Source organism: Chryseobacterium sp. FH2 (assembly GCF_001045455.1).
Taxonomy (GTDB): Bacteria; Bacteroidota; Bacteroidia; order Flavobacteriales; family Weeksellaceae; genus Chryseobacterium.
On sequence record NZ_LFNE01000002.1, the window covers coordinates 246,562 to 272,213 of the forward strand.

Here is a 25,652-nt window from a genome sequence, read left to right on the forward strand (position 1 = left end):
CAAAAAAATATCAAAATATCACAAAAAAATTGGGAATAACAATAAAAAAAATAATAGTAATATTCTGTATGATTATATTATGTTCTTGTGATGGACAATCAAAAAATAATAATATAAAGAAAACAGAAAATAGTTCAACATCAGAAAACAAGATAAATATATCTGGAGATATATATATAGGAAAAATTTTTTTTTCAGGTGATGAACTAAATAATTATGATTTTATCAAAACTGAAAAAACGCAGATAGACAGCCTTTTTTACAGTATTTATAAAAATATTAATACTCAAAAATATGTCTTTTCATTAGAAAAATTATTATCTAATAACGATGTGGAAAAATATAAAATTTTAGATACTGTCAATATCAGAAATGGTTTGAATATTAGAAAATTATATATTGGAAAAGATAATAATAAAATTAAATTAGTTTATGATGGTAAAGAATTAAAACAATGGAAATTCACTGCTAATAACGCAAATATTAATATATGGAACGGTACATACAACTTAAAAATAGATTATGGAAAATTGGATGATTTTTCTGAAATGTCAATAGATTATGATATAGAAATTAATGATAAAAAATGTACTTTTTCAGGGATGGGATATAAAACCTATTTTACCGACTTGTGTGAAATAGAAGAGAAGAACAATAGGTTAATTTTGAAATATATAAAAACCATTGATGGAGATGGTTTATCAGACCACTCAAATATAGGTGCTTTAGGAATAATAGAGTATAAAAATAATGAGTATTATTTAAAAAGTTCTATTGTTGCGGATAAAAATTGGAATTATAATACAGATGTTAAGTTGGTTAAAGCGAAATAGCCCAGTCTGATAAAGTCAAACAATATTTTGAACCTCAAAAGAACAAAATAAAAACTCCCGAAGATATTTATTTGGCTGTTTTTGCACCAACAGGAGTTGGAAAAAGGGATGATTACCCTCTATATAAAAAAGGCACAAAACTGATAGTGTCTATTTCATATATATGCACTTAGATAGCACAATAGTTACAGAAGAGGATGCAAAAAATAAAAAGGAAGTGGATGCAGGAACTGCTTTAGGATTTGCAGGAGTGTCGGGTTCAATCGCAAGTGGTGGAAGAGCACCACATTTGCATTTAGAAATAGCCACAGTTTTGGATGCTTATGGTCACGGCGAAAGCGTAAGAACAAATCCTGCAAGATTTGTTAAACTTAATTCTTATGATACCAAAGACCAAGACGAAGAAGCAAAAAAAATTCACATTTATAAAAATAAATAATATGATAATAACCACAAAAAAAATAATATTATTTCAAATAATATTATTACTATTCAATGCATGTAAATATCAATCACAAAATATTATCAATTCAAAACTTGTTATTGATAAAGAAAGTGTCGGAAATAACTTTTATAAGTCCAAAAATCTGGATCAATTATTTAATGTAAAAAATTGCATCTATTTTGAGCCGGATTATGTAGGAACCTCATTTGATAATTATTATGTAAAAAATATTGTTATACAAAATACATCAAAAATAAAAACACATTATATTCTTATTTTCGACAACAAAGACATTTTAAGAGATACGCTGAAAATTCCTAAAAATAGAGTTTATTCTTTAAATGTAAAATTTGAAAATAACAAAAATGGAATTGCTTTAGGAGTTTTTGAAAAACCAATATCTTATTTTAAGATTGATAAAAATTTAGAATTAAATAATAATTTAAAATTGCAACCATTATCTCTCAATACAAAAATTATCGATTGTCCATTACCAATTGAATTTTTGTCAGAAGAAAATGTTGGAATTGAAGAGTATTATCATTATGGTATACAACCGAATAAAACAAAAATAGTCAATATACCAAAATCGAATAAAGATGATTTTTCCCAATGGAAGGGCAATTATACAGCTAGTTTTGAAATATCAAGAATTGAAGAAGATTTTAAATTCAACTACACAGTAAAAATATTAAGTAAAGAGAATATTTTTATTATCCAAAAAATTAATAATGAGATTGAGGAAATTAAAAATTTGTATATAGAATCAGATTCAAAAAACAAATTAATTATAAAATCAAAATTAGATTCAACATTAGAATACATGATTATTAACGAAAATAATGATTATTATTTAGCAGGAAATACTATTTATCTTTTAAATCCACCAAATGATAAATATTTATTAAAAAAAGAAAAATGATGAATTCATTTCTAATTCTTTATTTGAAAAATGGAAAGGAAAATATGTTTTGAAACAAGAAGATTTAACAGATGCTTGGGGAAGAGAATCAACTTCATTTTCTGAACTGACTTTAATAAAACCAGATAGTTGCATTTTCAAAAGTTGGCTTGCAGATTCAAAAGGAAAAAGATATGTAAAAGATGATAATTATCAAGAATTTATAGGAGGAATACTTGCAACTTCGAGCAAAGATTCAATAGAGTTTTATACAAGAAAAGTTGTAATTGGCGAAAATAACTCTTTGTCGCCATTATTAACATTGATCAAAAAAAATGAAAGCTATTTTGTATATAGCTTAATAACTTCTCCGCCGCACAATGGAGTTGTTGAAATGCCGATTGAAAAGCAGTGAGAAAAAGTTTAAGCTGAACGCCAAATTTTCCAAGATAGCCAATGCAATGATAGACGGCAGCCACGACAAGCTGCACGAATTTACGTTTTGGTGGAGAGTGCAAAATACGGCAAGAAAGCCAGTAAAAATGTGGAGGTAGAAAATCCTGATTATCTCGTACACCAAACCTATGAGAATGGAAAAGTAACAGACCACAAAACGGATAGAATATACGATGGAGGAGTAATTGAAGAAGTCATCATAAAAGGGAAATATAAAAAACAAATGGGCTTTGACCCTATTCCTAAAACAGAGAGAAGTGTGAGTGTTGTAGGTGAACCGCCGGAAAAGAAGGAGGAAAAAGTTTGTGATTGTAAAAAATATGATTTGATTTGGGGAGATAAAGTAAGCTACGAGTTTAGGAAGAAAGTTGTAGAAATTTGTTCCGAACTTTGGGGAGAAGATAATAAAATAAGATAATAATATACTAGTTAATACCAAATTAATTAAACAACATTACAAAACTTAGACAGCATCAATATTTTGATGCTGTTGTTTTTTATTAGCTATTTTATTAAAGTCAATTTTATGGTAATATTCCAATCATAAAAATCCAACTAAGAATTATTATATTTTCAAAAAACACTCACAAAAAATTAACATTTGTTAACCAAATTGTTTGTTAAGTTTAGTTAAATAAGATATGAAAAAGTTAAATTTTGGATTCAATCACCCATTTAACAGAAGGATTTCAATTATATGAATTCTATAAATTATCCTCAAAGGAAAAAAACAATAAGTTAATAAGACACTACCAAATAAACAGATAAATATAAAATTTCTATTTACCACAGGCTTGATCTTATCGTCAATGTTATTTTTTTCTGAGTAGGAATTAATACTTCTCCACCTAATTCTTCTTTTTATGGATATATTATTTAAACAAAGAAAAATCTGTTTTAAATAAAAAAACCGGCTTAAAACAAACCGGCTATATTAAAAATAGATTAAATTATTAATTAGGGCTGTTTTTCAAGACATCTTTTATTCCTTCCAATCCTTCGCTGAACTGTGTAAGGAGAGAAATAACCTGTGCCATACGGTCATTTTCACCTAGGCCTTTTATCATTTTATTTTTTATAAAAGTCTTTTTAATTTCGTCCCAGCGTTCCAACTCAGCAGGAGTGATGATTCGCATCAATTCCTTTAGTTTTAGCATATTTGCTTCTGCTCCGGTAGTAAGCGTCTGAGATTCGTTTTGATAATGATTTAAAATAAGCTGAATAACCTCTTCATCCTTCAATATAGGCTGAATCTGTGTGATTAGCTTATTCATGTTTCTATAAGATCCCTGAAGCTTAAATGGCGGCTCATTTCGATATTCGTCTGACATTGCTGCAGAAGTGATATATTGCTTATTTACTTTCAAAACAATATCACGGACTTTCATGGTGTTTTCAAGAACTTTTTTAAAATCTGCAATTTCGTTTGAGCTGAAATTACCAAGTAAATCAATATTTGGATTGTCCGTCAGGACAGCATCATACAATCTGTAAAGATTTTCCATTCCCGGCTGTGTCAATCTGCTGAGATAATCGTTGGATGTTAATGCATTTTCAATTAAACTTAAATCAAATAATTCCGTTTTTGTACCCGAAATTTCTCCCAAGTTATATGTATCTGCACGGTTTGCAAGCATATCGGGAATTTTGAACTTTTCTCCATTCTCTGTGTAAGGGTTTCCTGCCATTACAAGACAAAAACGCTTAGATCTTAAATCATAAGTTTTGCTTTCACCATTATATATTCCTTCGATTTTTCTTTGCCCATCTGCAAGAGAAATAAATTTCTGTAAAAACTCAGGATTGCAGTGTTGGATGTCATCAAGATAAAGCATTACATTGTCACCCATTTCTAAAGCAAGATTCAGTTTTTCAAGTTCCTGTCTTGCGCCTGTATTTTTCGCCTCACTGGGATCGGTTGATAAAATATCATAGCCAATTGACGGCCCGTTGATTTTCATGAATACTAAACCCATCCTGTCAGCCATATATTCCATTAAGGTCGTTTTACCATAACCTGGTGGCGAAATAAGAAGTAACATACCCATTCTGTCGGTTCTTTTGTCTGTTCCTACAGTTCCTAACTGTTTGGCAAGATTGGCGCCAATCAGAGGGAAATAAACATCACTAATCAATTTATTTCTTACAAATGAACTTAATACCTGAGACTGGAAAGTGTCTGTCTTTAAAGCTTTTTTCTTATCAGTTACCCATTTTGATTTCAGCTCTTGCAATTGTTTGTACTTCGGAACAATAACTTCATTGAAATATCCTAAACGAGAAGCAAACTCATAATAATTAAGGGTATATTCCGTATCTTTTTCTAGCGATTTTAAATCTTTAAGAATGGTTTCATAAGAAATATGCTGAATATTTTTTTCATTAAAATTCTGAGTGACCAAAAACACAGCAACCTCTTGTCTGGTATTTTCTTCAATCGATAATTCTTTACTGAAAATAAATGCATGAAGCGCACTTTCAGCGATAGAATAGCACGCGGAGGGATATTGATACAAGGCTTCCAGCTGATCCATAAATTCTAAATCTTTCCCTTTTTCCTTAAGATCTTCAATGAAAGACAGATATAAAGCTCCTGCTTTTTCGGAAATGATAAAATTTTCTTTGTTTTCTCTTTTCAGGTAAATAGCAGCATTTTGATAATTAATTTCAGAGAAAAAATTCCCGTTTTCAGCAAAAGTTTTAATTTCCGAAGATAATTCCTGGGTAAGATGTTTAAACCCTTTTTTCGTGGTAAACGATTGCGAAATTAAAGAAGCGGCTTCAAACTGTTTTCTATAATATTCTTTTCGTTCACTATCCAAAAAATCCCAGAAAAGATGAGCCACGGAGCGTTCTTGTGGGGTAAACTGCATTAATCCCAACTCGTTGTGCATCTGCTGAAGCTTAGTTGTAATAATCAATGCATCTTCATCATGAATGCCTTTTACCAAACCTTCTCCAAAATGCTCAGTCATAAATTGTTGAATAATAGCTCGGTTTTGCTCTTCGGTGGCAATGTTTTGATGTAAAGAAAAAATATTCCAAGCTAAATATTCAAAACGTTTTACTTTTTGGCTTTCAGAAATATATTCCTGATTCCAGACATCTTTATAATCTGAAAGTGTTTCGAAATTTAAAGGCTCATAAAAACTTGTTCCGGTCAAATGATAATAATACTGCGCATTTTTCAGAACCATCGTAAGATCAAGCTTCTGTTGATTCACCGCAAATTTATAATCACCCAAAGCGATAACATTGTCTCCGTCTGTGTAGATTTCCTTTTTGTCTTTCAGTTTTCTTACGGCTTCCTGCTGCGATGTTTTTAGTAAGGTCTGGATTTCTTCCGCTTTTGCGGAATCTTCCATTTCCATAAGCTTTCTTACCATGTCCCTTACTTTTTCTATCATCAAATCACTTGCGAAATAACCATTGATTTCGTTTTCGCTGTCAAAAGTACTGGCTTTTGTCTGAACCGATTTTAAAATCCTTTGAGCAGAACCCAATAAATTCTGTGTACGCTTATTTCGTGATTCGGTTAGCTGTACTCTTTTATTTTGGAAATGACCGTAAACTTCTTCTCTCTTTTCGCCGATTTTCTGAATAAATTCTTCAAAATCAACGAATTTGGTTTCCATATCTTCCAATTGGATAGAAAGTTTGGTAAGATATTCGTCACATTTTTCCGGAGTCTGGGAAAGCTCTAAGAAATTAATAACTGATTGGTCAAATAACGTCATTTGAGCCTGGAAATCAGCGGATAATTCTTTCCCTGAGATCTCTCTTTTCCTTTTTGAAAGCTCCAGTCTTTCCTGATTTAATCGTGCGAAAATCAAAGAAATATTTTCAATAATCTGTGTTGACTGGGAAGTGTCTTCAATTTTAAGATTATTAACAATATCAACCAAAAGCTCCAACTGACCGGATAAATTATTGATTTCCTCATCAATCGTTTTGGCATCAATTGCCTTTTGAAGATTCACAATCTGTTCGGTAACATTCTGAGCTCTTTCCTGATAAGGTAAAAGTGAATTTTCCTGAAGTAAAAAACTTACACATGCATTTGAAAGTTCTTCTGAACGGGTTGCCAAAGATTTTTCTAAAGAATCAAGAACCTCGGGATCAGCATATTTCAGTTCTCTTGCACCAGTGATTTCACCTCTCAACGCTCGAATTTTGGAAAGCATATCAATATATTCCGTCAATTCGGAATAATGAATTCTCTTCGTATCGTCCAGAATTTTTTCACAAGATTCCTTGATTTTTTCAATGGCTTCGGCAGTATTTTTTTTCTGCTCTATTACTTTTTCATATTCGTTGATAGCAGAATGTGCAATTTTTCTGATTTCCTTTAAAGGCTGATCAAGATGCTGTACTCCCTCTTCCCCCAAAAAGTAATAAGCATCTAAAATCGTTGTGGAAAGTTTTACAATATCATCATAAAGCCCGCTGTATGAGTCTTTTTTGTTTAATAAAGTAATAAGTTCCTGGCTTTCTGCCATCACTCTTACAATATCTTTATTGCCGATTTTATATAGTAAATTATCAGACTTTTCAGGATTTACCTTAAGCTCTTTAGAATAAGGCGACTGCCAGATTTGCGCAAGATGATGTTTTGTTGTTTCCACACTTTCCCGAAGGTAAATTAACCTTCCATCGTTTAAAATCGTAAAACCGCTGCATCGAATAGGTGTTTCAATAGTTTGCGTGATGATGTTATAGGAAATTAACTGATAATTATTGGTTTTATCATCATAAAAAATATAGAGAAAATTTTCGCCGTTTGGTTCCGGTATAGTTTTAAGGTAATGGAGACGGTTTTGATCCTGAGAAATTACTTTTAAGCCTCCAGTCTGCAGTGCATAACCATTTGAGAATAAAACTCCTTGACTTTCAGGAAGTAAAACTCCGGCATGTTTTAATGTATCAACGCGTGAGACTGTTTTTTCTTTATGATTATAAATAAAATAACGTTCCGTTTCCTGGTAAGGTCTGATTTTAAATAAAACCAGATTCCCTAAATCGCAGAAGTGAATTTCTGCATCATCAAGATTTTGATCTTTATGCGTAACATCTTCAGAGTAGATACCTTTACCAGTTTCTGTATTATCTTCAATTTTTATGGTAATATCTCCGCCGATGGATTCCACAAAAACTTTATCGGCCAGGGAAACATGTGGATATTTTCCGTTTCTCTGCATATCTCTGGTTGCCTTCGTCCATGTAAAGCCATGCTGAGGAGGGTAGGAGACTTCCGAAGCACTTCTGGAATCTACATAAATCAGCTGATTTTCTTTAATTAACCATTTGAACGCCTTTACATCCGAAGTACTTTCGGAAAGCTGGAAAACCATATAAAGATAGTTGTCGGTGAAATAAAAACGCGCAAAAAAGGTATTTCTGTAATATTTATAAAGATTTTTAAACTCTTCAATGAAAACTTCATCGTTAATCAATGATGCATCCTGGGGTTCAAACCGGTTATTATTGATTTTATAAACCGAAAAGACATCTGTAATATTGACTTCCGTCTGTAAACCCAAATGTGCATTAGAACCGAAAATCAGCAGACTGTTGAAAGAGAAAATATCCTTTGCCACACAGCTGTGATCTGTAGAAATTCTTTCGTTGGCAATAAGTGAGAAATCAATACCTCCAAAAATACTTTTACGGTTTTCATTAAGCTTATGAAGCTTATCTACAAGAACATTTTTTTGCTCATTCAGACGGCTCTGAATAATTTCATATATACCGGAATTAAGTTTTTCTGACATAATTATGGTTTAATAATTCTTCCGATTTTAATTCTTAAAATCAGTAAAATTGTGTTGAAAAACTCCCAAAGTTCCCACGGAAAGTACGCTGAAAACAATGGGAGCCTTATTAATGTTTATCTTGAGTTTTCTGGTTTCAAAGCCTGATTATTTCAATGGCTTGTTTTCAACACCTAAGTGTTTTGCCATATCTAAAGCTCTTCCTAAGATACCTTTGTCATTTTGGTCTGCTACACTGTTTAGTTTGAAAATCAATGAAGCGATACTCATGTTTTTGATATCTTCGGATGAGATGTTGTATTTATCTACCATTCCCATTACTTTGCTGATGATATTTTCGTCACCGCTCAGTAAATTTTCTTTTACCAACTGTGCATTCTCACTATGGCTGATGAATTTATCAAGGCCTTTACCTGCAGAAACCTGACGTACAACATTGTCAAAGAATGTGTTGTCTCCACCTACGATATCAATATTTGCAGATTTGAACGCTTCTGCCAATACGCCTGCCTGAGCCTGAGCGATATCCTTCTGTATAGAAATCTGAGCCAGTTCCACTTCTTTTTCTTTCGCTAATGTAAGACGGAATTCCTCGTGGTCTTTTCCGGCTTCGTTCAGTTTTTTCATTGCTTCTGCTTTCTCTGTAATACCGGCAGCTTCTGCCAATGCTTTTTCTTTAATAACTTCTGCCTGAGCAAAACCTTCTTTTTTGATTGCGTCTGCCTTTTTCTCAATAACAATAGCTTCTACAATACCTTGTCTTTCTGCAACATCCGCTTTCGCCTGCATTACCTGAGCTTCAGATAAGCCTACTGTTGCTTCTTCCTTAGCTTTCGCATCAGCGATAATTTTACGGGCTTCTGCTTCTTTTTCAGCAGCGTCTCTTTTTGCCTGAGCTTCAATTACATATTTCTGAGCATCTTTCTCTGCTGCCAATCTGCGCGATTCTGCAGCTCTTGTTTCCTGAATTAACTTTTTTTCTGCTTCCTGAGTCGCCATTGTAATTTCCACCTGCTTGTTTCTGTCTGCCGTTTTGAAAGCTTCTAAATCTTTGATTCCCTGTTGTTCTTCCACAACGGTTTTTTCCATTGTCAATCTCTCACGGATTGCATCCTGGATACTTTTCTTTTCTAATTCTATTGCCTTATCTTTTTCAATTTGAGCTAAGGAAACAATTCTTTCTCTTTCCGTAGCTTCAAGAGCTTTGTCTTTCAATACTCTTTCTGTTTCTACAAGATCTGCACGTTCTTTATTTTTAGCAGCAATTACAACCTGGCGAAGTTTGTTTTCCTCTGCAATCTGGAGTTTTTCTTCTGTTGCAATTCGTACTGTTTCGTATTTCAGACGTTCTTCTTCTTCTACTTTTAAAATTTCAGCATTTTCACGCGCTTTGATATTGGCAACTTCTCTTTTTTGAGATTCCTGTTTTTCGGCTAATTGTTTTTCAAGTTCAAGGATGGCTTCACGAGCTTCAACATTTTGTTTAGTGATTGTTTTTTCCTCGTCTCTGCGTACCTGATTAGCTTTAATATTTTGAGTTGCAGTAAGTTCTGTTATTTTTTTAATACCTTCTGAGTCCAAGATATTGTCTTTGTCTAATTTATCAATTGAAGTTTGCTCAAGATAGTCAATTGCGCAGTCATCCAAAACATATCCGTTCAGGTCTGTTCCGATAATATCTAAAATTTCCTGGCGAAATTCACTTCTTGCTTCATACAGTTCAGTAAAATCAAACTTTTTACCTACAGTTTTTAATGCTTCTGAAAATTTGGCCTCAAAAAGTTCTCTTAAAGTATTGGTATCAGATGCTCTTTGGCAGCCGATTGTCTGACCAACATTCACGATGTCATCTACCGATTTGTTTACCCGGATAAAGAAGGCAACCTGAATATCTGCTCTCATATTATCTTTACAGATAAGCCCGGCTTTTCCTTCTCGTGATATCTCGAGCTTTTTTACCGAAATATCCATAGATTCCATACGATGTATGATGGGAATTACAATTCCGGCATTGAAAAATACTTTTGTTCCGCCGTATCCCGTTCTTAAAATAACGATTCCCTGAACGGTTTTTTTATACATAGACAACACCCAGAAAATAAGCCCGAGAGATGCTATTACTACAACAATAATTCCTACGATTAAAGGTATATTCATAATTCTAATAGTTTATATATTAATGTGTTTTTTTGTTTTAAATGAGAGATAAAATATAATTAAGTATGATAATAAAGAGAAGCATCAGTTAGTTTTTTAGAGTTGAAACACCGGTTCTACAAAATAAAATTTTCTGTTTGGCTCTTCGTCCACTACCATTACACGAGTTCCGTGTTTCAGTTCTTTTCCGTCTCTGCTTTTTACCATCAGTATCATTGGGTCGCTTCCTATAAAAACTTCCATCATCCCGATTTTATCACCGTGAATGCTTGATTTCATTTTACCTTCTCTTCCGAGGAAATCGTGGGATTTTTCACCTTTATGGTTGATTTCCCTGAAAAAAGGATTCAGTGGTTTTAAAATTATTTTCGTTAAAATTAAACTCACAAAAAGCAACGGAAATACCATTAAAGCTCCCGCCCAAATCGGCAATGGAATAAATGCATTAAGATAAATAGAACCCAGCCATGTCAGTAAAAGTACGAGCGTAAGAAAATAAGTCATCGGAACAATGTCCAGATTAAGGAATTTCAAAAAATGCGCCCAGGCCGAAGGATCGTCTGATACATGAAAGTGGCCGTCCGGAGCGTCCACGTCTATATCTGCATCAATATCAGAATCTATCCCAACATCAATATCCAATCCTGTGAGCATGGTAAAAATCCAATAAATTACTGATAGTGCTAAAAGCACGCTCAAAACCGTATTTACCGGAGAAAACGCAATATGTAAAAATTCCTGAAAGGTCATTCTTTACCCTTTTTTTAATGATTCTTTTAGTTTTTGTAAAGCATCTCCTGCTTCTGTATCATCATTTTTTACGATGGCATCTATTTCTTCATCAATAGATTTTCCTGCTTTGGAAATATCCAGATAAGCTTCTGCCTCAGCTTCCTGCTGCATTACCCTGTCTTTCAGCTTTTCAAGCATGCTTACTGTGCTGCTGGTATCTATATTGGTCATTTTCTTATTAATATCCCTTGTTGCTTCACTTACCTGAACTCTTGCTTTCAGGGTTTTTAATTCAGTTTCCCATTTAAAAATACTGGATTTTAAGTGATTAATATTCCCCTGCATTTTTTCACATTCTCCCTGAAGTTTTTCATATTCAGTTTTTAGAGAAATGGCATTTTCATTGGAAGCAGATTGTTTTTTTAATGCTTCTTTAGCTAAACGATCTGCTTCATTGCTGTCAATTTCTTCTTTTTCAGCTTTTTGAACTAATAAAACTGCTTTTTTATAATAATCTTTTGCAGTTGTTTCCTCCAGAGATGCTTCATTTTTCTTACGAATAGAAAGTGCTTTCAACTGTGCAAGAGCCTCAATACTCTTTGCAAGCTGTTCTTTCATGTCTCTGATGCCTTGTTCTGTCAGTTTTATAGGATCTTCGAAGTCTTCTATTACAGAATGTACTTCCGCTTTACCTATATTTAATAATCTTTTAAAAATGTTCATTTTAATATTTTTTTTCGTGAAATTATTTACTCATTTCGATCATTTCATTGGTAAATTCTCCAACAAGAATTCCTAATGAATTAATAGAGGCCATCACCTCATTCTGTGCCATGTTGTCTGTAGGGAGCGTATCCCGGAAAATTACACGTTTCCCGGTATTATCCAAAGCAAACGCACCATGTACAATGTCTCTGTTTTTCTGGAGAAGAATTTTATAGATTTTTTCAGTTGGATTTTTAATTTCAAAGAGAAATTGCTCCATAATAAGGATCGAATCTGAAATTATAAGAATCATATTCTTTATTCCGTGTGATTCTTTTTCTATAATGAGAATTCTCTGAGTTTCATCATCCAGTGTGATGGTAAACTCGTAGTCCAACAGCCACTCTTTAACGGTCTTAAATATTTGATTTCTCATGATTGGTTACTTTGTGTTTCACAATTTTCTTACACAAATATAAAATAATATTTTCAAATTGCAAATATTTTTAGCAATTTTTCTGTGCAAATTGTCTTATATTTGCAAAAAAGATTAGACTAATGAGCTTTTTCGGGACTAATATTAAGAAGATAAGACAGGTGAGAGGATTAAGCCAAAAGGCTTTTGCTGACCTTTTTGAACTCAATAGAGGGGTTATCAGCTCTTATGAAGAAGGAAGGGCAGAACCCAAAATTGATACATTATTAAAGGTTGCTAACTATTTTAATCTTAATTTAGATAAATTATTGACGGAAACGTTGCAGGTTAATCAATTGGCTAGTGGTTCAGATATTGATCGTTTGATGTTTGCTAATGATCATAATGTGCAGAATACAATAGTCGATACTAATATTAATGATCCAAATGCAATTGTTTTGCAAAAAATATTAGCAAGTGTAGATTTGGTCTATGAATTTACACCTAAAAACAACCTTCTTTCAAAATACCAATATGGTGATATCTTATTTTTAAATAAAGCTGATGAGAATAAAGATTCCTCATCAACACTTTTAGTAAATATTGATGGGAATTTAAACTATTTTTCAGAAATCTCCGGAGAAGAAAAGTCAGCTAAGACATTATATAAAATAATAGGTTACATTTCTCAGGGGCAAAAAAATATTCTTTCAGATATTTTGCAAAGGCTGGAAAATCTGGAACGTCAATAAATTACTTTTTAGCTTAAGGCTATTATTATAAAAATACCGCCATAAAATTGACGGTATTGCGATCTGACTTTTATAAAGCTTCATGGTTTTGTGTTTTTTGAACGAACTTCCTTTTGAGGTTTACTAATACATTATTCAACCTCTTATTTATTTTACCTAAAATTTCAAGGAATATTAAAATATTGCCAAAAATACAATTGCTGTTATTGTTAGCAACTACACTTTTGTGTAGATTTGTGTGATAACCATGAGAACTATACTTTTAGGTAGGTTCTAAGATTTAATTAAAATGGAAGGTGTAAATAGGTTTTTTAACGAAAAAAATGAAATAGAATCTAATATATCGATTGATTTTACACAAACCAGAAATTATCTGGAAATTGTAAAAGCTTTTTCAAGAATGTCTTATCAAAGTTTATATATTATTGACTATTTTGAAAAATCGTTCGAATATGTTTCTGATAATCCGTTATTCTTGTGTGGAATGACTTCTGAAAAGGTGAAAGACTTGGGTTATGAATTTTATTTTAAAAATGTTAAGCCTGTAGATTTAGAACTATTGATTAAAATCAATGAAGCCGGATTTGATTTTTATGAAAAGCTTAAAGTAGAGGAGAGGAAAATGTATACAATTTCTTATGATTTCTGTTTAATCACCGAAAAGAAAAAAGAAATTCTCGTGAATCATAAACTGACACCATTTTTTTTAACTGATGATGGAAAAATATGGAAAGCAATCTGTATGGTTTCACTTTCAAGCGCACAAATTTCAGGAAATGTAGTAATCAGCAAAGACGATTGTGATGATATTTGGAGATATGACGTTCCGAGAAATAAATGGATTGTTGAGGCAAAGAAAAAACTGTCTCAGAGAGAACATGAAATATTAAGTCTTTCTGCCGGTGGATTAAAAATTAGCGAGATTGCGGATAAAATATTTGTAACTGCCGATACCGTTAAATTTCACAGAAAAAAACTATTCGAAAAAATAGGAGTTAATAATATTGCAGAAGCTCTGGCATATGCTAAAAATAATAAGTTGCTGTAAATCAGATTGCATTAAAACTGAATGTTCCCGTATTTTTACGGTATTTTACATGATAATTTTCATTATTAAAAATTAGGTCTGATATTTGTACTGAGTAGAAAAACTAATTGACCAGTTATTTATGAAAAAAGTTTTTGTGAAAAAATCATTCTTATATGTACTTTTAGCTGCTTTATTTTTAGTTTCTTGTAAAAAAGAGATTGAAAAAATAAGCGATACGGTAAACGATACAGCTGCATCTGTCTCTGATACTCCTGAAGAAGCTAAAAAAGACACCATTAAAAAAGATTCTGTTGTACAGAAAGAATCTTTACCTCCTGCAATGCAGGAAACCGGTTTTTATAATGCATTCGTACTGCCAAAGGATAAAAAGCTTAGAGATTCTGTGTATGCTGCATTTAGCAAAAAATATTCTGAAAAAGAGCGTTATGCAATTTTAGCTTTGAATAGGTTAGATTCTAAAAATAAATGGAATGCCGATACACTGGTAGTTCCTGCAAAAATTGATACTACTTTGATGGAATATTCACCCTTTCCTATGCAGATTGATGTGTTGAGCGGTGTGAAAAAGTTTGTGGTATTTTCATACCCGATTCAGGCGTATGGAGTATATACAAATGGTAGTTTGGTGAAATGGGGTCCTACGAGTATGGGTAAAAAAACAGCCAAAACAAAAACAGGCTTGACTTTTGCCAACTGGAAAAAGCAATTAGCAATTTCTACGGTAAGCAGTGAATGGAAATTACCATATAATTTCAATATTTTCAATTTAGATGGAATTGGATGGCACCAATATGATCTTCCGGGTTATCCCGCATCACATTCATGTTTAAGATTATTGTTGAAAGATGCGAAATGGTTGTATGATTATGCGGACACTTGGGTATTGAATCCTGGTGGAGCAACAACAAAAGCAAAAGGAACGGCTGTATTGGTTTATGGAGATTATAAGTGGGGCGGAAAAAAACCTTGGAGAAAATTATTGGATGATCCTAATGCGAATAATATCTCTGTGGAAGAAATGACAAAAATGATCGAGCCGAATATCGGGAAAATATTGAAAGAGCAAGAAAACAGAGACAAAGTGGTGGATTCTATCAGAGCAGCCAAAGCCGTATTGGAACAAATGCCTGAAAATCCTAAAACCCAGACTCCGTAATTAATTTTTCTTCTCAAATTGTAAAGTAGATTCTTCAGCAAATCTCCTCAATTTCAGCATCTCTTCTTTGCCTTTATGCTGTCCGAACCTTGCTGCAACATAAGTTAATAAAATACAAAAAAGCATTACAAAAGAAGCGTGTATTGCCCAGGGAAATTCGTGACTGTTGATTTGTTTTTCCACATAATACATGGTAAAAAAAGTCATCCACAGGATTGAAAAAAAGAAATATAAAAACATAAAAAATGTCCAGACTGCAGAACTGGGACCGAAAACTCCTCGTATTGCAGTTTGGTCATCTTCAATTTCTATTCTTAATGCCAGTCTTGGTTTCCAATAATTGTCATATACGGTTTTTACAGAGATGGTAGCAACTTCTTTATTTACATTTCCGGAAAATTCATCTCCATGCTCTGCAAGGTATTTTTTTAGATTTTCGGCATATTCTTCTTTGGTAAGATGGGTAAACATCTTAAATCTCGGCCGGGTTCTTATTTTATCTAAAGTCGTTTCTTCGGTATTCATATTATTCTTGATAAGGGATTGGATCTTCTAACGTAAAACTGAATTTTAATTTGTCATTTTTTCTCTGAACAACCATAGTTATGGTTCTGCCTTCCGAGGATTTCATCATTTCTATGATTTTTTCTAAAGTCATGTCTGCTGTATTACTCCCATTGATAGTTAGTAATTTATCATCTTTTTTTAATCCCGCTTCGAAAGCCGGCGAATCTTTTCTTACCCCGGCAATTGAAAAAATCGGTTTTAAGACAAATTTATACTGCAGAGTACTGCTATAGGCTTCAATGCCGTTGGCAGGTTTTGTTCCTACACTTACCTTGTCTGTCGTCCATTCTAAACCTTCTTGTTTAAAATCAAGACCGCTCATATTAAAATGAAAAGGATCGTCAAAATTCCTATTCTTTTTTAAATAAAGTTTCTGGTTCGGATAATCAAAAATAGTGGTAAAACGACGTGTGATTTCTCCACCAACGGAACCTTTCCTGTTTTCAACTAAATGTACATGCTGAATAGAAAATTCATCAGGCATTGCTGTAAGTGGTTTTTCAAATTTAAAATTGCCTAAATAAAAATTGTGAATTCTACTTCTCTTGCCAAAAATATCACCATTAAAACCTCTGCCCAGAAAATCATCAATATTCGGACGATTGTAGACAAAATCCTTAATTAAAGCAGGGAAAAGCCATATTGGATCACTGTTTCCTAAATCGATCAGCAATTTTGAACTTTTTTTCTCATTAGTCATTTCAACATCCCCAACAATATAGGGTTTATTTTTTTCAATAGTAATGGGGAATTCATCAAATTTTTTAATTTTCTTTTTAAAAAAATCCAAATCATTATAAACTGTAATTCTTTTAGATACATAATCAATGGCAATAGGATGGTTTTTGAAGAAATGATAGCCAATTACCCCGTTTACAGGGATTCCTACGTGGGAAGAAATATTAAACTCCTGATCCGTAATAATAAATATTGTCATTGAATAATTAGTGAAGTTATTTCCGATTTTCCCAATATTATTGTCTGATTTGTATCCGTCAATACTTAAATCCCCACCTAAGCCTGAAAATTTTATCTTTTCAACATTATCAAGCTTTATTTCCTTGTTTTCTAAGCTGAAAAGTAATGTTTCTGAAACACCTGTGTCCAATAAAAAAGTAAGCTCAACCCCATTAATGTTAACAGGAATAAAAATCAGGTTATTAATAAGTTTGAAGGGAATTGTGGCTTTTTTGGTATCTTTTATCTCAAAAGAATTTTGAGCACCAATAAAAATGCTTAAAAATAATGTGATTAATGAGATAAAGTATCTGCGTTTCATTTACTGAATTTACTCAAATTATCTTTACGAAAAATAAAAAAACATCCTCAATGTTGAGAATGTTTATATAAATTTCAGCAAATTGTATTAAATAATAGATTATTGTTAAATTATTTTGAAAAGAAATCCATCAAATCAATATAATTCTTCTGATTGACGCCATGACCGCTCATGTACTCTCTAAAAGTGAAATAACAGCCCAAATCATATAACAGATCCGCTGCCTTACGCCCCCACTCAGATGGGATTACTGCATCTTCAGTCCCATGTGAGACAAAAAATCTAAGATGTTCAAGTTTCTTTTTATCTTTTATGATACCATCTAATATTTTTTCTTCAGGATAAGCACTTAAACATGCTACATGGTTAAACATTTCAGGATATTTTAAGGCTAGCGCATAACATAAGATTCCCCCTTGGCTGAAACCGCAAAGATGTGTTTTTCCTTCTGTCAGACCATAATGATTGACAATTTTTAAAATATTTTCCAAGACAGCATTCAGAGATTCTTTTGCTTGTGAAACATCTATGAAATTATCAGGGTTGTTAAAATCAATTTCATACCAGGAAAACCCTTCAAACTGAGTGTTTCCAGGAGCTCTAAAACTTACAATAATCCAGTCCTGAGGAAGTGTTTCTCTAAAACTGAAAAGATCCTGTTCATTACTTCCGTATCCGTGGAGCATAAAAAGAATAGGAGTGCTTGGTATAATATTTTCAGGTTCGCGAACGATGTAATCTAAATTCATAGAGCAAAGATAATTAATAAATTAATGTAAAATCTGAATTGGAAATGGAGATTACGGGCGTTTTTACTTTTTGTTGATTTGATATTGTTTAGAAATTTTTGTTGGAAAATTTTCAAAAAAGGTATTTTTATATTGATAAAAAACCTATATTTGAAACATTAAAAATCTATTTGGAAAAAATGAAGCAATTTTACAACTTAAAAAGTTTACTTAGACTTTCCTTTTTATTTGTCGTATTACTTTCGATAACATCAGCTGTTCAGTCTTGTAAAAAAGATGATGATGATGATGATGCACAACACCTTGTACAATTTGAATCAAAAATAATTACCAACGGTCCTACACCTGCTCCTACACCTCCTGTTATTGGTAGTTTTAACGCTATTGCCACACAAGTAGGTACTGCAGCTGAAACAAATTATACTGCTATGGGAATTGCTTGGAAAAGTGATGAGTTCTTTGTGAATGAAAGCCAGGCTCAACTACGTGTAGCTGCAAGTGCAAATCTTCCTTACACAGATTCAAAGCTAATTGTGACAATGTGGATTGACGGCGAAATCGCAGAGTCTGACACGGTTGTAGGAAAAGGTACGAACATAGTTGCAAGTGTTACTCACAGTTTCTTAGAACTATAAAATTCTATATTATAATATTAAAAAACCGCCGAAAAGGCGGTTTTTTATTTGTTTATTCTTCAATCAAGTTTTGCTGTATTGCTAATGTGATAAGCTCCGTAGAATTTTTAGCCTGGAATTTCTGAAGTAAATTTTTCCGGTGAGTATCAACTGTAAGCGGGCTTAGAAAAAGTTCTTCGGCAATTATTATGCTTGTTTTTCCTTTTGCTATCAGTTGCAAAATCTGCTTTTCTCTTTTTGTTAATCTTGGAATAATTAATTCATTTGGAGAAGGCTTGTTGATGATTTGTTTTGTTTCACTACAAAAAACGATATTTCCTGAAAGTACATTATTAATACTTTCTATAAGCTCGGCGATGGGTGTGTTTTTTAATAAATAACCGCTTGCCCCATTTTGAATACACCGCATGATAATACTTCTTTCAGACCGGTTGCTGAACATTATTACAGATGTATGGGGAGATATCAATTTAATCTTTTTGCAAAGTTCTATTCCGTTATCATCTGGTAAAGTAATGTCTAATAAAATAATATCAACTTTATTTTTTTGAATAAAACTAATGATTTGTGATCCGCATGTAAAAGCTTCTATGACATTAAAAATCTGATGATGTGCAAGCATCGTTTTCAATCCTTCAATGACGATAGGGTGATCGTCTACAATTGAGATATTTATTTTATGAGATGGCATGTGTGTATAATTCTATATTGATTGAAGTTCCGTCGCTGTCAGAATTAATTTCCATTTTTCCGTTCAGGTAATCAACACGGTTTCTGAGATTGCGAAGCCCCATACTTTTTGTTGTTTTTTCAATATTTTTATCAAAGCCTTTGCCGTCATCTTCAATTGTAATCATAAAATTTTCATCAGACTGAGAACATTGAAGTAAAATATTTGCTGCCTGAGCATGTTTTACAGCGTTGGCGAGTAGCTCCTGAAGAATCCTGTAAATATTTATCTGAACAGATAAAGACAGGTTTTTATTAATGTTAATGGGTTGAAAATCTATTTCTAAATCATTTCTAGTATAAAATTCGCAAAGGTCATTAATAGCAGTTTCTAAACCAAAATTTAATAAAGATTCGGGCATTAAATTTCTTGCAACATGTCTCAGCTCATTCACAGAATCATCGAGCTGGTTTAAAATTTTCTTGAAATCTTCCTGATTATTTTCTTGAAGATAGTTGACAGACCAAACAGAAAGATTTATTTTTATTCCGGTCAACATACCGCCAAGTCCGTCGTGGAGGTCTTTTGCAATACGTTCTCTTTCTTTCTCTTCACTTTCAAGAATAGCTTTTGTTATTTTTAATTGTTCTTTCTGCTGAATTTCTTTTAATTTTTGCTCAATATTGATTTTTCTTTGTTTTTCAAGTTTTTTATTATAAAGGTAAATGGAAATAATTAACATAATTAAAAACACAGATGCGAGTCCTAAAATCCATAAATATTGATTCTTTTTATTGATTTCAAGTTCTTTTTGAGCTTTTTCAGCATCTAAATGGGCGATTTTTCGTTCTTTTTCAGCCGTGTTGAATTTTGTTTCAAGTTTATTAATTTCAAGCTTTATATTTTCGGAATTTAAGCTGTCGTTGAGGCTGGAATAATTTTTTTCCCACTTTAATGCTTCTTGAGGATTTCCCATTTCTTCTGCTAAGCCGGACAATTGTTTGTAAACTGCCTTTTTATTATTAGCATCAATTATTAATGTTTTTTCGGTAAGAATATTTTCAAGAACATTTTTTGCTTCAACGAATTTTTTCTGTTTTTTTAAAATGTCATATTTGTTGAATAAAAACATTTGAGCCAAAAGATTCTGATTAAATTTCTTAGCATAAATTAATCCTTTGTTGATAGCAATTAAAGCTTCATCATTTCTTTGTTTCGTAATGAAATGCAATGTTTTACCATAATAGAACGAAGAATTTAAGGAAGAGCTAGGAAATGGCTGGATTAATTTTTCGGCCTTCTGTATAAATTTTCCTGCCTCATCACCTTTTGCCTGATAACAAAAATTACTTGCCATATTGAGATAGGCAAAAAATAATTCCGAAGTACTGGGAGCAACTTTTTCAAGAATTGTAAGCGCTTTATTATTGTAATTTTCGGCTTTCTGAAATTCTGCGTTGTAAGTAAGTATGATGGCTAGCTGAGAGTAAAGAAAGCCTAAATTCTTACTTTCCTTATATTTTTCAACCAAGGGAATGCTTTTTTCAAGCATAATTTTAACCAAAAAAGGATATCCTTCTTTATTTTTTTGACTCACTCCGTAATTATACCATGATAAAGCCTGGAAATAGTCAGCTTCTTCAGTTTTTAATTTTGATAATTCCTTTATAGCTTTTTGATAAGCCGTTGCAGCTTTATCTTTATTTCTCTCAAGGTAATATTGTCCTTCATAATAAAAATATTTTGCAGAAAGTAAGGAAGAATTTTTTATTGAGGTCTTTCCTGCCAGCAGATATCTTTTACTTGCGACAGAATCAATATTTCGATAGTGATTGGAAAGAAGAAAATAAGCAGTGGCTTTAGAATTAGTGTCACTTTTAGTTTCGATGATAGTCTGTAAACTATCAATATATTTTTTTTCGTTGAGGGGAACTATCTGTTGTGATTGTAAATGGGAAGAAAATAAAATAAAGAATACCAATATTAATCGCCTCACTGTTATCAATTTCATTTGTTTAACATAATAATTTACAATATAGTAAAATTTTCTTTTATAAAATATACCTAAAATCAGGTAGAAAAAATTACTGATTTTTGAGGATTGTAGGCCATGTGAAGTGCCCCTAACTTTGCAAAACCAAATCACTAATTATAGATTTAAGTAGTAGTAAAATGTTTAAACCAAAAGAAAAATTTATGAAAAAAATGACACTAAACAAATTGTTGAGAGGAACATTTGTAGTATTATTGACGGCAATGCTGATTGGGTTTGTATCATCTTGCAGTAATGACGATGACGACGACAATACACCAGGAGCCGGAAAAGCTCACAAAGTTGTCTTCAAAGCAGAAGCGTCTGCAGGAAGTAATATCAGCGTAGCTGTTTACGGAATCGATGGAGATGCTACATCTGCATCAAGTCTTAGCGGAACAACGTGGACGAGCCCTGAAGTTACCTCTGAATCAGGAGCTTATAGCGCAAATGTAGCGGTAAGTGCAACAGGAGCAAATGCTTCATCAACTTTAAAAGTTCAAATCTGGGTAGACGGAGAACTGAAAAAAGAAGGAACTTCTAGCGGTCAGGTCCTGTCAGCCTCTGCCAATTACGCATTCTAAAATTAATAACTTTCGAAATAATTGAAACGGTTGGCGAGATAAAATCTCGCCGACCGTTTGTTTTATATTGTATTAAAATTAAATCACTTTTACAAGGAAATAACTCTTCTTGCCTTTTTGTAACAGAAGAAATTTCCCGCCAATAAGATCATTTTCATTAGCTGTGTAAACATCGTTTACCTTTTGTTTATTTACAGAGATGGCATTTCCTTTCAGTTCTCTTGTTGCTTCACTTTTAGATTTTAAAAAACCTGTTTTCTCAGAAAGTACATCAACAATATTGATTCCCAAAACATCGGTTTTTGCCACTTCTTTTTGAGGAACTCCGTCAAAAACCTCAAGGAAAGTTTCCTCATCAAGATCTGCCAAGTCTTCCGCAGTTGAACGTCCGAAAAGAATTTCGGAAGCTTTTAAAGCCTTTTCGTATTCTTCTTTTCCATGAACCCAAATCGTAACTTCTTCAGCTAATCTCTTTTGAAGTTTTCTCTCGTGTTCAGCTGTTTTATGTTCTTCAATTAAAGCTTCAATTTCTTCTTTTCCTAAGAATGTATAAAACTTAATGAATCTCTCGGCATCTTCATCTGTTGCATTTAGCCAGAATTGGTAGAATTTATAAGGTGAAGTTTTCTTTTTATCAAGCCAGTAATTTTCCCCGCTTTCAGACTTTCCGAATTTTGATCCGTCTGCTTTTGTAATCAAAGGAACCGTTAATGCAAATGCTTCTCCATGAGCTTTTCTACGGATAAGTTCTGTTCCTGTAGTGATATTTCCCCATTGATCAGAGCCACCCATTTGAAGTTTTACATTATTGTTTTGGTACAAATGTAAAAAATCATATCCTTGGATTAACTGGTAAGTGAATTCCGTAAAACTCATTCCGTCTGCTCCGGATTCTCCCGAAAATCTTTTTTTCACAGAATCTTTTGCCATCATATAATTTACGGTGATGTTTTTCCCAACGTTTTTGGCAAAATCAAGGAATGAAATATTTTTCATCCAGTCGTAATTGTTTACCAGTTCTGCTTTATTAGTCTCGTTTCCTTCAAAATTCAAAAATCTTGAAAGTTGGTTTTTCAAACAATCAACATAATGTAAAAGGGTTGCTTCATCTAACAGATTTCTCTCTGCAGATTTTCCGGAAGGATCACCGATCATTCCCGTGGCTCCTCCTACTAAAGCGATTGGTTTGTGGCCATGTTGCTGAAAGTGAGCCAAAATTTTTATCTGAATAAGACTTCCGATATGTAAAGAATCTGCGGTTGGATCGAACCCGATATAGGCAGTTGTCATTTCCTTATTCAGCTGTTCGTCCGTTCCGGGCATCATGTCGGCAAAAAGCCCGCGCCATTTCAGTTCTTCAATAAAAGAGTTCATTATTTTCTGCTTTAAAATTTAAGGTGCAAAGATAAGAAATTCGAACTTAAATAGATGTCAAAAAGCAAAGAAGGCTGAAAGAAAGAAATAGATTAATTAGCTATCTCCGATTATTGCAAATTCACATAAAATCAATTATATTTGTTAGCCATGAACGACGAACAATTATTCCTGCTCATCGGAAAAGCAAAGGAAAAAGACCAGAAAGCTCAGACCAAGCTCATCAATATCTTTTGGATTGATGTTTTTTCTTTTGTGATGAAAAAAGTGAGGGATGAAAATGATGCAGATGAAATTACGGTGAATGTTTTTTCAAAAATTTTGTCGAAATTGGATATGTACGATCCTCATTTTCAGTTTAAAACATGGATTTTGACGATTGCTCAAAATACAATCATTGATTTTTGGAGAAAAAGGGCCCGTGAAAATCAGGATCCCACAGAGAATTTGGACGAAGTTAAAAACCAATATGCAAAATCACCTGAAGAGTTGATGATTTCTGACGAAGAACAAAAGAAAATCATTAAAACTATCGAATCTTTAGACGCAAATTATCAGGATATTATCAAACTAAGATTTTTTGAGGAAAAAAGCATCAAAGAAATAGCCGAAGAGCTGGGAATTTCCGTTGCTAACACCAAAGTAAGAGTAATGCGAGCTAAAAAAGTTTTAGCGGAATTATTGAAAAATAATGAGTTTGAGGATAATTAAAAATAAACATCTTCCTTCGTTTTGGGAAGTGTAATTTTTCTTTGTTTTTCTTGATTTCTGTTTTGGAGATTTATTTTCAATCCTTTTTTAATGAAAATTTCCTTTTTAGATTTACCATACTCCGGAGCATTTTCAACTTCTTTTTCAAAATTAAGCTGGCCTGTTGAAAGATTAAACTCTACATTTGTAAAATATTCTTCCGGTTTTCCATAAGTAGAATCATAGCCAATCAGCTCAAAATGACCATTTTGAAATCTGTATTTATCGGTATATCCCCATTTCCAACTACTTCCTCCGGCTTGGGTAATGAGTAAAATCCCTTTTTGTATTTCAGTGGTTTGATAAGGATCACCCATCATTCCACCGCCTTTACTTTCAAGGATGGCATTTCGGGATTTTTCTAGGATTATCCACTTTCCGTTAATTTTTTTCAGAATCTGAATTTCGCGTATATTTCCCATATCAGTTGTATCTTTTGTATTGTAAACAATCACTTTTTCAGGAATTTTATCACCATCTAAATCACCATCAACGGTTTCAATGATTTCTGAATCTTTAGGCTGAAATTCTTTTTGGGCAAAACAAAGTGTGCTGAAAATGATGGATAGAAAGCAAAATGTCGTCTTCATAGAAAATATTAAGCTTTAAAATTACGAAATTATATGTTTCATCAATGCCTGTCTTTGATTGTTTCGATAAAAAAATCCTTAACTTTGAACCTCAATTTGAGAAATAAATGGAAAATTTAGTTCAAGATACTACCGTTCAAAAACCAAAATGGATTCGTGTAAAACTGCCTACCGGAAAGAATTACAGAGAATTGAGAACTTTGGTTGATAAATATAAATTAAATACGATTTGCCAGAGTGGAAGCTGCCCGAATATGGGTGAATGCTGGGGAGAAGGAACAGCAACTTTCATGATTTTAGGAAATATCTGTACGAGAAGCTGCGGATTTTGTGGAGTAAAAACCGGAAAACCGCTCGACGTGAACTGGGATGAGCCTGAAAAAGTAGCCCGATCAATCAAATTAATGAAAATCAAGCATGCGGTGTTGACTTCTGTTGACCGTGATGATTTGAAAGATATGGGTTCAATTCTTTGGGGTGAAACTGTAAATGCTGTAAGAAGAATTTCTCCGGGAACTACAATGGAAACTTTAATTCCTGATTTTCAAGGTTTAACAAAACATCTTGACAGATTGGTTGATGTAGCTCCGGAAGTAATTTCTCATAACATGGAAACGGTAAAACGCCTGACAAGGGAAGTGAGAATTCAGGCAAAATATGAAAGAAGCCTTGACGTTTTAAGATATCTGAAAGAAGCCGGACAAAGAAGAACGAAAACAGGAGTAATGCTGGGTTTAGGGGAAACTAAAGATGAGGTTTTCCAAACGATCGAAGACATCAGAAATGCAAATGTAGACGTAATTACTTTAGGACAATATTTACAGCCGACAAAAAAACATCTTCCTGTGAAAAAATTTATTACACCGGAAGAGTTTGATGAATTTGGAGATTTTGCAAGAAGCTTAGGTTTCAGGCATGTTGAGAGTTCGCCTCTTGTGAGAAGTTCTTACCATGCAGAAAAACATATCCACTAAAAATATAAATCGCTTCAATTTTGGAGCGATTTTTTTAGGTCATTGCGGGAAGCGAAGCGACGAAGCAGTCTATT

The 25,652-nt window shown here is 32.8% G+C and carries 24 protein-coding genes; 12 read left to right on the plus strand and 12 right to left on the minus strand.

Annotated features, from left to right (window positions below; translation table 11 throughout):
* Nucleotides 1–29 precede the first annotated feature (29 nt).
* The 5 genes from ACM39_RS03995 to ACM39_RS04015 all read left to right on the plus strand — a co-directional run bounded on the left by ACM39_RS03995 (nucleotide 30) and on the right by ACM39_RS04015 (nucleotide 3,053).
* Nucleotides 30–833: a DUF5991 domain-containing protein gene (locus ACM39_RS03995; protein WP_131701403.1), complete on the plus strand. Its 804-nt coding sequence runs from the start codon at nucleotides 30–32 to the stop codon at nucleotides 831–833.
* A gap of 163 nt (nucleotides 834–996) precedes the next feature.
* Nucleotides 997–1,272, plus strand: coding sequence for a hypothetical protein (locus tag ACM39_RS04000; protein ID WP_048509733.1), 276 nt, complete (start codon nucleotides 997–999; stop codon nucleotides 1,270–1,272).
* A gap of 1 nt (nucleotide 1,273) precedes the next feature.
* A complete protein-coding gene (locus tag ACM39_RS04005) occupies nucleotides 1,274–2,200 on the plus strand; it encodes a hypothetical protein (RefSeq protein WP_048509734.1) in 927 nt (308 codons plus the stop codon).
* Nucleotides 2,201–2,249: 49 nt separating this feature from the next.
* Nucleotides 2,250–2,594, plus strand: a complete 345-nt coding sequence (locus ACM39_RS04010; protein WP_048509735.1) for a hypothetical protein — start codon at nucleotides 2,250–2,252, stop codon at nucleotides 2,592–2,594.
* A gap of 90 nt (nucleotides 2,595–2,684) precedes the next feature.
* Entirely contained in the window at nucleotides 2,685–3,053 is a 369-nt protein-coding gene (locus ACM39_RS04015) for a hypothetical protein (protein ID WP_131701404.1), read from the plus strand.
* Nucleotides 3,054–3,588: 535 nt separating this feature from the next.
* Here ACM39_RS04015 and ACM39_RS04020 read toward each other — a convergent pair.
* The 5 genes from ACM39_RS04020 to ACM39_RS04040 form a co-directional block, all read right to left on the minus strand.
* Complete coding sequence (locus ACM39_RS04020) at nucleotides 3,589–8,406, minus strand: DNA repair ATPase (RefSeq protein WP_048509737.1); 4,818 nt, start codon at nucleotides 8,404–8,406, stop codon at nucleotides 3,589–3,591.
* Nucleotides 8,407–8,553: 147 nt separating this feature from the next.
* A complete protein-coding gene (locus ACM39_RS04025) occupies nucleotides 8,554–10,563 on the minus strand; it encodes an SPFH domain-containing protein (protein WP_048509738.1) in 2,010 nt (669 codons plus the stop codon).
* 96 nt (nucleotides 10,564–10,659) lie between these two features.
* Nucleotides 10,660–11,313 carry a hypothetical protein gene (locus ACM39_RS04030; protein WP_048509739.1) on the minus strand — a complete coding sequence of 218 codons (654 nt, stop codon included), beginning with the start codon at nucleotides 11,311–11,313 and terminating at the stop codon, nucleotides 10,660–10,662.
* 3 nt (nucleotides 11,314–11,316) lie between these two features.
* Nucleotides 11,317–12,018: a PspA/IM30 family protein gene (locus tag ACM39_RS04035; protein ID WP_048509740.1), complete on the minus strand. Its 702-nt coding sequence runs from the start codon at nucleotides 12,016–12,018 to the stop codon at nucleotides 11,317–11,319.
* Nucleotides 12,019–12,040: 22 nt separating this feature from the next.
* A complete protein-coding gene (locus ACM39_RS04040) occupies nucleotides 12,041–12,436 on the minus strand; it encodes a YbjN domain-containing protein (protein ID WP_048509741.1) in 396 nt (131 codons plus the stop codon).
* Nucleotides 12,437–12,558: 122 nt separating this feature from the next.
* On the opposite strand from ACM39_RS04040, the gene ACM39_RS18685 reads away from it, so the two are divergent.
* The 3 genes from ACM39_RS18685 (at nucleotide 12,559) to ACM39_RS04055 (ending at nucleotide 15,374) form a co-directional block, all read left to right on the plus strand.
* Nucleotides 12,559–13,167: a helix-turn-helix domain-containing protein gene (locus ACM39_RS18685; RefSeq protein WP_053073291.1), complete on the plus strand. Its 609-nt coding sequence runs from the start codon at nucleotides 12,559–12,561 to the stop codon at nucleotides 13,165–13,167.
* A 289-nt stretch (nucleotides 13,168–13,456) separates the two neighbouring features.
* Nucleotides 13,457–14,215 carry a response regulator transcription factor gene (locus ACM39_RS04050; RefSeq protein ID WP_048509742.1) on the plus strand — a complete coding sequence of 253 codons (759 nt, stop codon included), beginning with the start codon at nucleotides 13,457–13,459 and terminating at the stop codon, nucleotides 14,213–14,215.
* 136 nt (nucleotides 14,216–14,351) lie between these two features.
* Nucleotides 14,352–15,374 (plus strand): L,D-transpeptidase, encoded by a 1,023-nt coding sequence (locus tag ACM39_RS04055; RefSeq protein WP_165585086.1) that lies wholly within the window; start codon nucleotides 14,352–14,354, stop codon nucleotides 15,372–15,374.
* Here the strand turns inward: ACM39_RS04055 and ACM39_RS04060 are convergent, their stop codons facing one another.
* From ACM39_RS04060 to ACM39_RS04070, 3 genes are all read right to left on the minus strand, one after another.
* Entirely contained in the window at nucleotides 15,375–15,899 is a 525-nt protein-coding gene (locus tag ACM39_RS04060) for a hypothetical protein (protein ID WP_048509744.1), read from the minus strand. It lies immediately after the preceding gene.
* A 1-nt stretch (nucleotide 15,900) separates the two neighbouring features.
* On the minus strand, nucleotides 15,901–17,220 hold the full coding sequence (locus tag ACM39_RS04065) for a PDZ domain-containing protein (RefSeq protein WP_048509745.1): 1,320 nt from the start codon (nucleotides 17,218–17,220) through the stop codon (nucleotides 15,901–15,903).
* Nucleotides 17,221–17,330: 110 nt separating this feature from the next.
* Nucleotides 17,331–17,969, minus strand: coding sequence for an alpha/beta hydrolase (locus ACM39_RS04070; protein ID WP_048509746.1), 639 nt, complete (start codon nucleotides 17,967–17,969; stop codon nucleotides 17,331–17,333).
* A 179-nt stretch (nucleotides 17,970–18,148) separates the two neighbouring features.
* Here ACM39_RS04070 and ACM39_RS04075 point away from each other — a divergent pair, with 179 nt between their 5' ends.
* The gene (locus ACM39_RS04075) at nucleotides 18,149–18,604 is read left to right on the plus strand and encodes a hypothetical protein (protein ID WP_048509938.1); all 456 of its coding nucleotides are present in this window, start codon (nucleotides 18,149–18,151) and stop codon (nucleotides 18,602–18,604) included.
* A 52-nt stretch (nucleotides 18,605–18,656) separates the two neighbouring features.
* Here the strand turns inward: ACM39_RS04075 and ACM39_RS04080 are convergent, their stop codons facing one another.
* The gene (locus ACM39_RS04080; RefSeq protein WP_048509747.1) at nucleotides 18,657–19,295 is read right to left on the minus strand and encodes a response regulator; all 639 of its coding nucleotides are present in this window, start codon (nucleotides 19,293–19,295) and stop codon (nucleotides 18,657–18,659) included.
* A complete protein-coding gene (locus ACM39_RS04085; RefSeq protein ID WP_048509748.1) occupies nucleotides 19,282–21,285 on the minus strand; it encodes a sensor histidine kinase in 2,004 nt (667 codons plus the stop codon). The genes ACM39_RS04080 and ACM39_RS04085 overlap by 14 nt, the downstream gene beginning before the upstream one ends.
* A 185-nt stretch (nucleotides 21,286–21,470) precedes the next feature.
* Between ACM39_RS04085 and ACM39_RS04090 the strand changes: the two genes are divergently transcribed.
* Nucleotides 21,471–21,890: a hypothetical protein gene (locus ACM39_RS04090; protein WP_048509939.1), complete on the plus strand. Its 420-nt coding sequence runs from the start codon at nucleotides 21,471–21,473 to the stop codon at nucleotides 21,888–21,890.
* 78 nt (nucleotides 21,891–21,968) lie between these two features.
* Here ACM39_RS04090 and tyrS read toward each other — a convergent pair whose 3' ends face one another.
* Nucleotides 21,969–23,264 (minus strand): tyrosine--tRNA ligase, encoded by a 1,296-nt coding sequence (gene tyrS / locus ACM39_RS04095; protein ID WP_048509749.1) that lies wholly within the window; start codon nucleotides 23,262–23,264, stop codon nucleotides 21,969–21,971.
* A gap of 150 nt (nucleotides 23,265–23,414) precedes the next feature.
* Here tyrS and ACM39_RS04100 point away from each other — a divergent pair, with 150 nt between their 5' ends.
* Nucleotides 23,415–23,975 (plus strand): RNA polymerase sigma factor, encoded by a 561-nt coding sequence (locus ACM39_RS04100; RefSeq protein WP_048509750.1) that lies wholly within the window; start codon nucleotides 23,415–23,417, stop codon nucleotides 23,973–23,975.
* Here ACM39_RS04100 and ACM39_RS04105 read toward each other — a convergent pair.
* Nucleotides 23,972–24,604, minus strand: coding sequence for a hypothetical protein (locus tag ACM39_RS04105; protein ID WP_048509751.1), 633 nt, complete (start codon nucleotides 24,602–24,604; stop codon nucleotides 23,972–23,974). The genes ACM39_RS04100 and ACM39_RS04105 overlap by 4 nt on opposite strands.
* Nucleotides 24,605–24,711: 107 nt before the next feature.
* On the opposite strand from ACM39_RS04105, the gene lipA reads away from it, so the two are divergent.
* Nucleotides 24,712–25,578 (plus strand): lipoyl synthase, encoded by an 867-nt coding sequence (gene lipA, locus ACM39_RS04110; RefSeq protein WP_048509752.1) that lies wholly within the window; start codon nucleotides 24,712–24,714, stop codon nucleotides 25,576–25,578.
* The last annotated feature ends 74 nt before the right edge of the window (nucleotides 25,579–25,652 follow it).

Coding starts and splice junctions, on each gene's coding strand:
- ACM39_RS04090 (WP_048509939.1), top strand. CDS start 21,471: ATGAAAAAAATGACACTAAACAAATTGTTGAGAGGAACATTTGTAGTA.
- tyrS (WP_048509749.1), bottom strand. CDS start 23,264: ATGAACTCTTTTATTGAAGAACTGAAATGGCGCGGGCTTTTTGCCGAC.
- ACM39_RS04035 (WP_048509740.1), bottom strand. CDS start 12,018: ATGAACATTTTTAAAAGATTATTAAATATAGGTAAAGCGGAAGTACAT.
- ACM39_RS04025 (WP_048509738.1), bottom strand. CDS start 10,563: ATGAATATACCTTTAATCGTAGGAATTATTGTTGTAGTAATAGCATCT.
- ACM39_RS04040 (WP_048509741.1), bottom strand. CDS start 12,436: ATGAGAAATCAAATATTTAAGACCGTTAAAGAGTGGCTGTTGGACTAC.
- ACM39_RS04065 (WP_048509745.1), bottom strand. CDS start 17,220: ATGAAACGCAGATACTTTATCTCATTAATCACATTATTTTTAAGCATT.
- ACM39_RS04005 (WP_048509734.1), top strand. CDS start 1,274: ATGATAATAACCACAAAAAAAATAATATTATTTCAAATAATATTATTA.
- ACM39_RS04105 (WP_048509751.1), bottom strand. CDS start 24,604: ATGAAGACGACATTTTGCTTTCTATCCATCATTTTCAGCACACTTTGT.
- ACM39_RS04000 (WP_048509733.1), top strand. CDS start 997: ATGCACTTAGATAGCACAATAGTTACAGAAGAGGATGCAAAAAATAAA.
- ACM39_RS18685 (WP_053073291.1), top strand. CDS start 12,559: ATGAGCTTTTTCGGGACTAATATTAAGAAGATAAGACAGGTGAGAGGA.
- ACM39_RS04030 (WP_048509739.1), bottom strand. CDS start 11,313: ATGACCTTTCAGGAATTTTTACATATTGCGTTTTCTCCGGTAAATACG.
- ACM39_RS04080 (WP_048509747.1), bottom strand. CDS start 19,295: ATGCCATCTCATAAAATAAATATCTCAATTGTAGACGATCACCCTATC.
- ACM39_RS04100 (WP_048509750.1), top strand. CDS start 23,415: ATGAACGACGAACAATTATTCCTGCTCATCGGAAAAGCAAAGGAAAAA.
- ACM39_RS04085 (WP_048509748.1), bottom strand. CDS start 21,285: ATGAAATTGATAACAGTGAGGCGATTAATATTGGTATTCTTTATTTTA.
- ACM39_RS04060 (WP_048509744.1), bottom strand. CDS start 15,899: ATGAATACCGAAGAAACGACTTTAGATAAAATAAGAACCCGGCCGAGA.
- lipA (WP_048509752.1), top strand. CDS start 24,712: ATGGAAAATTTAGTTCAAGATACTACCGTTCAAAAACCAAAATGGATT.
- ACM39_RS04020 (WP_048509737.1), bottom strand. CDS start 8,406: ATGTCAGAAAAACTTAATTCCGGTATATATGAAATTATTCAGAGCCGT.
- ACM39_RS04075 (WP_048509938.1), top strand. CDS start 18,149: ATGAAGCAATTTTACAACTTAAAAAGTTTACTTAGACTTTCCTTTTTA.
- ACM39_RS04070 (WP_048509746.1), bottom strand. CDS start 17,969: ATGAATTTAGATTACATCGTTCGCGAACCTGAAAATATTATACCAAGC.
- ACM39_RS04050 (WP_048509742.1), top strand. CDS start 13,457: ATGGAAGGTGTAAATAGGTTTTTTAACGAAAAAAATGAAATAGAATCT.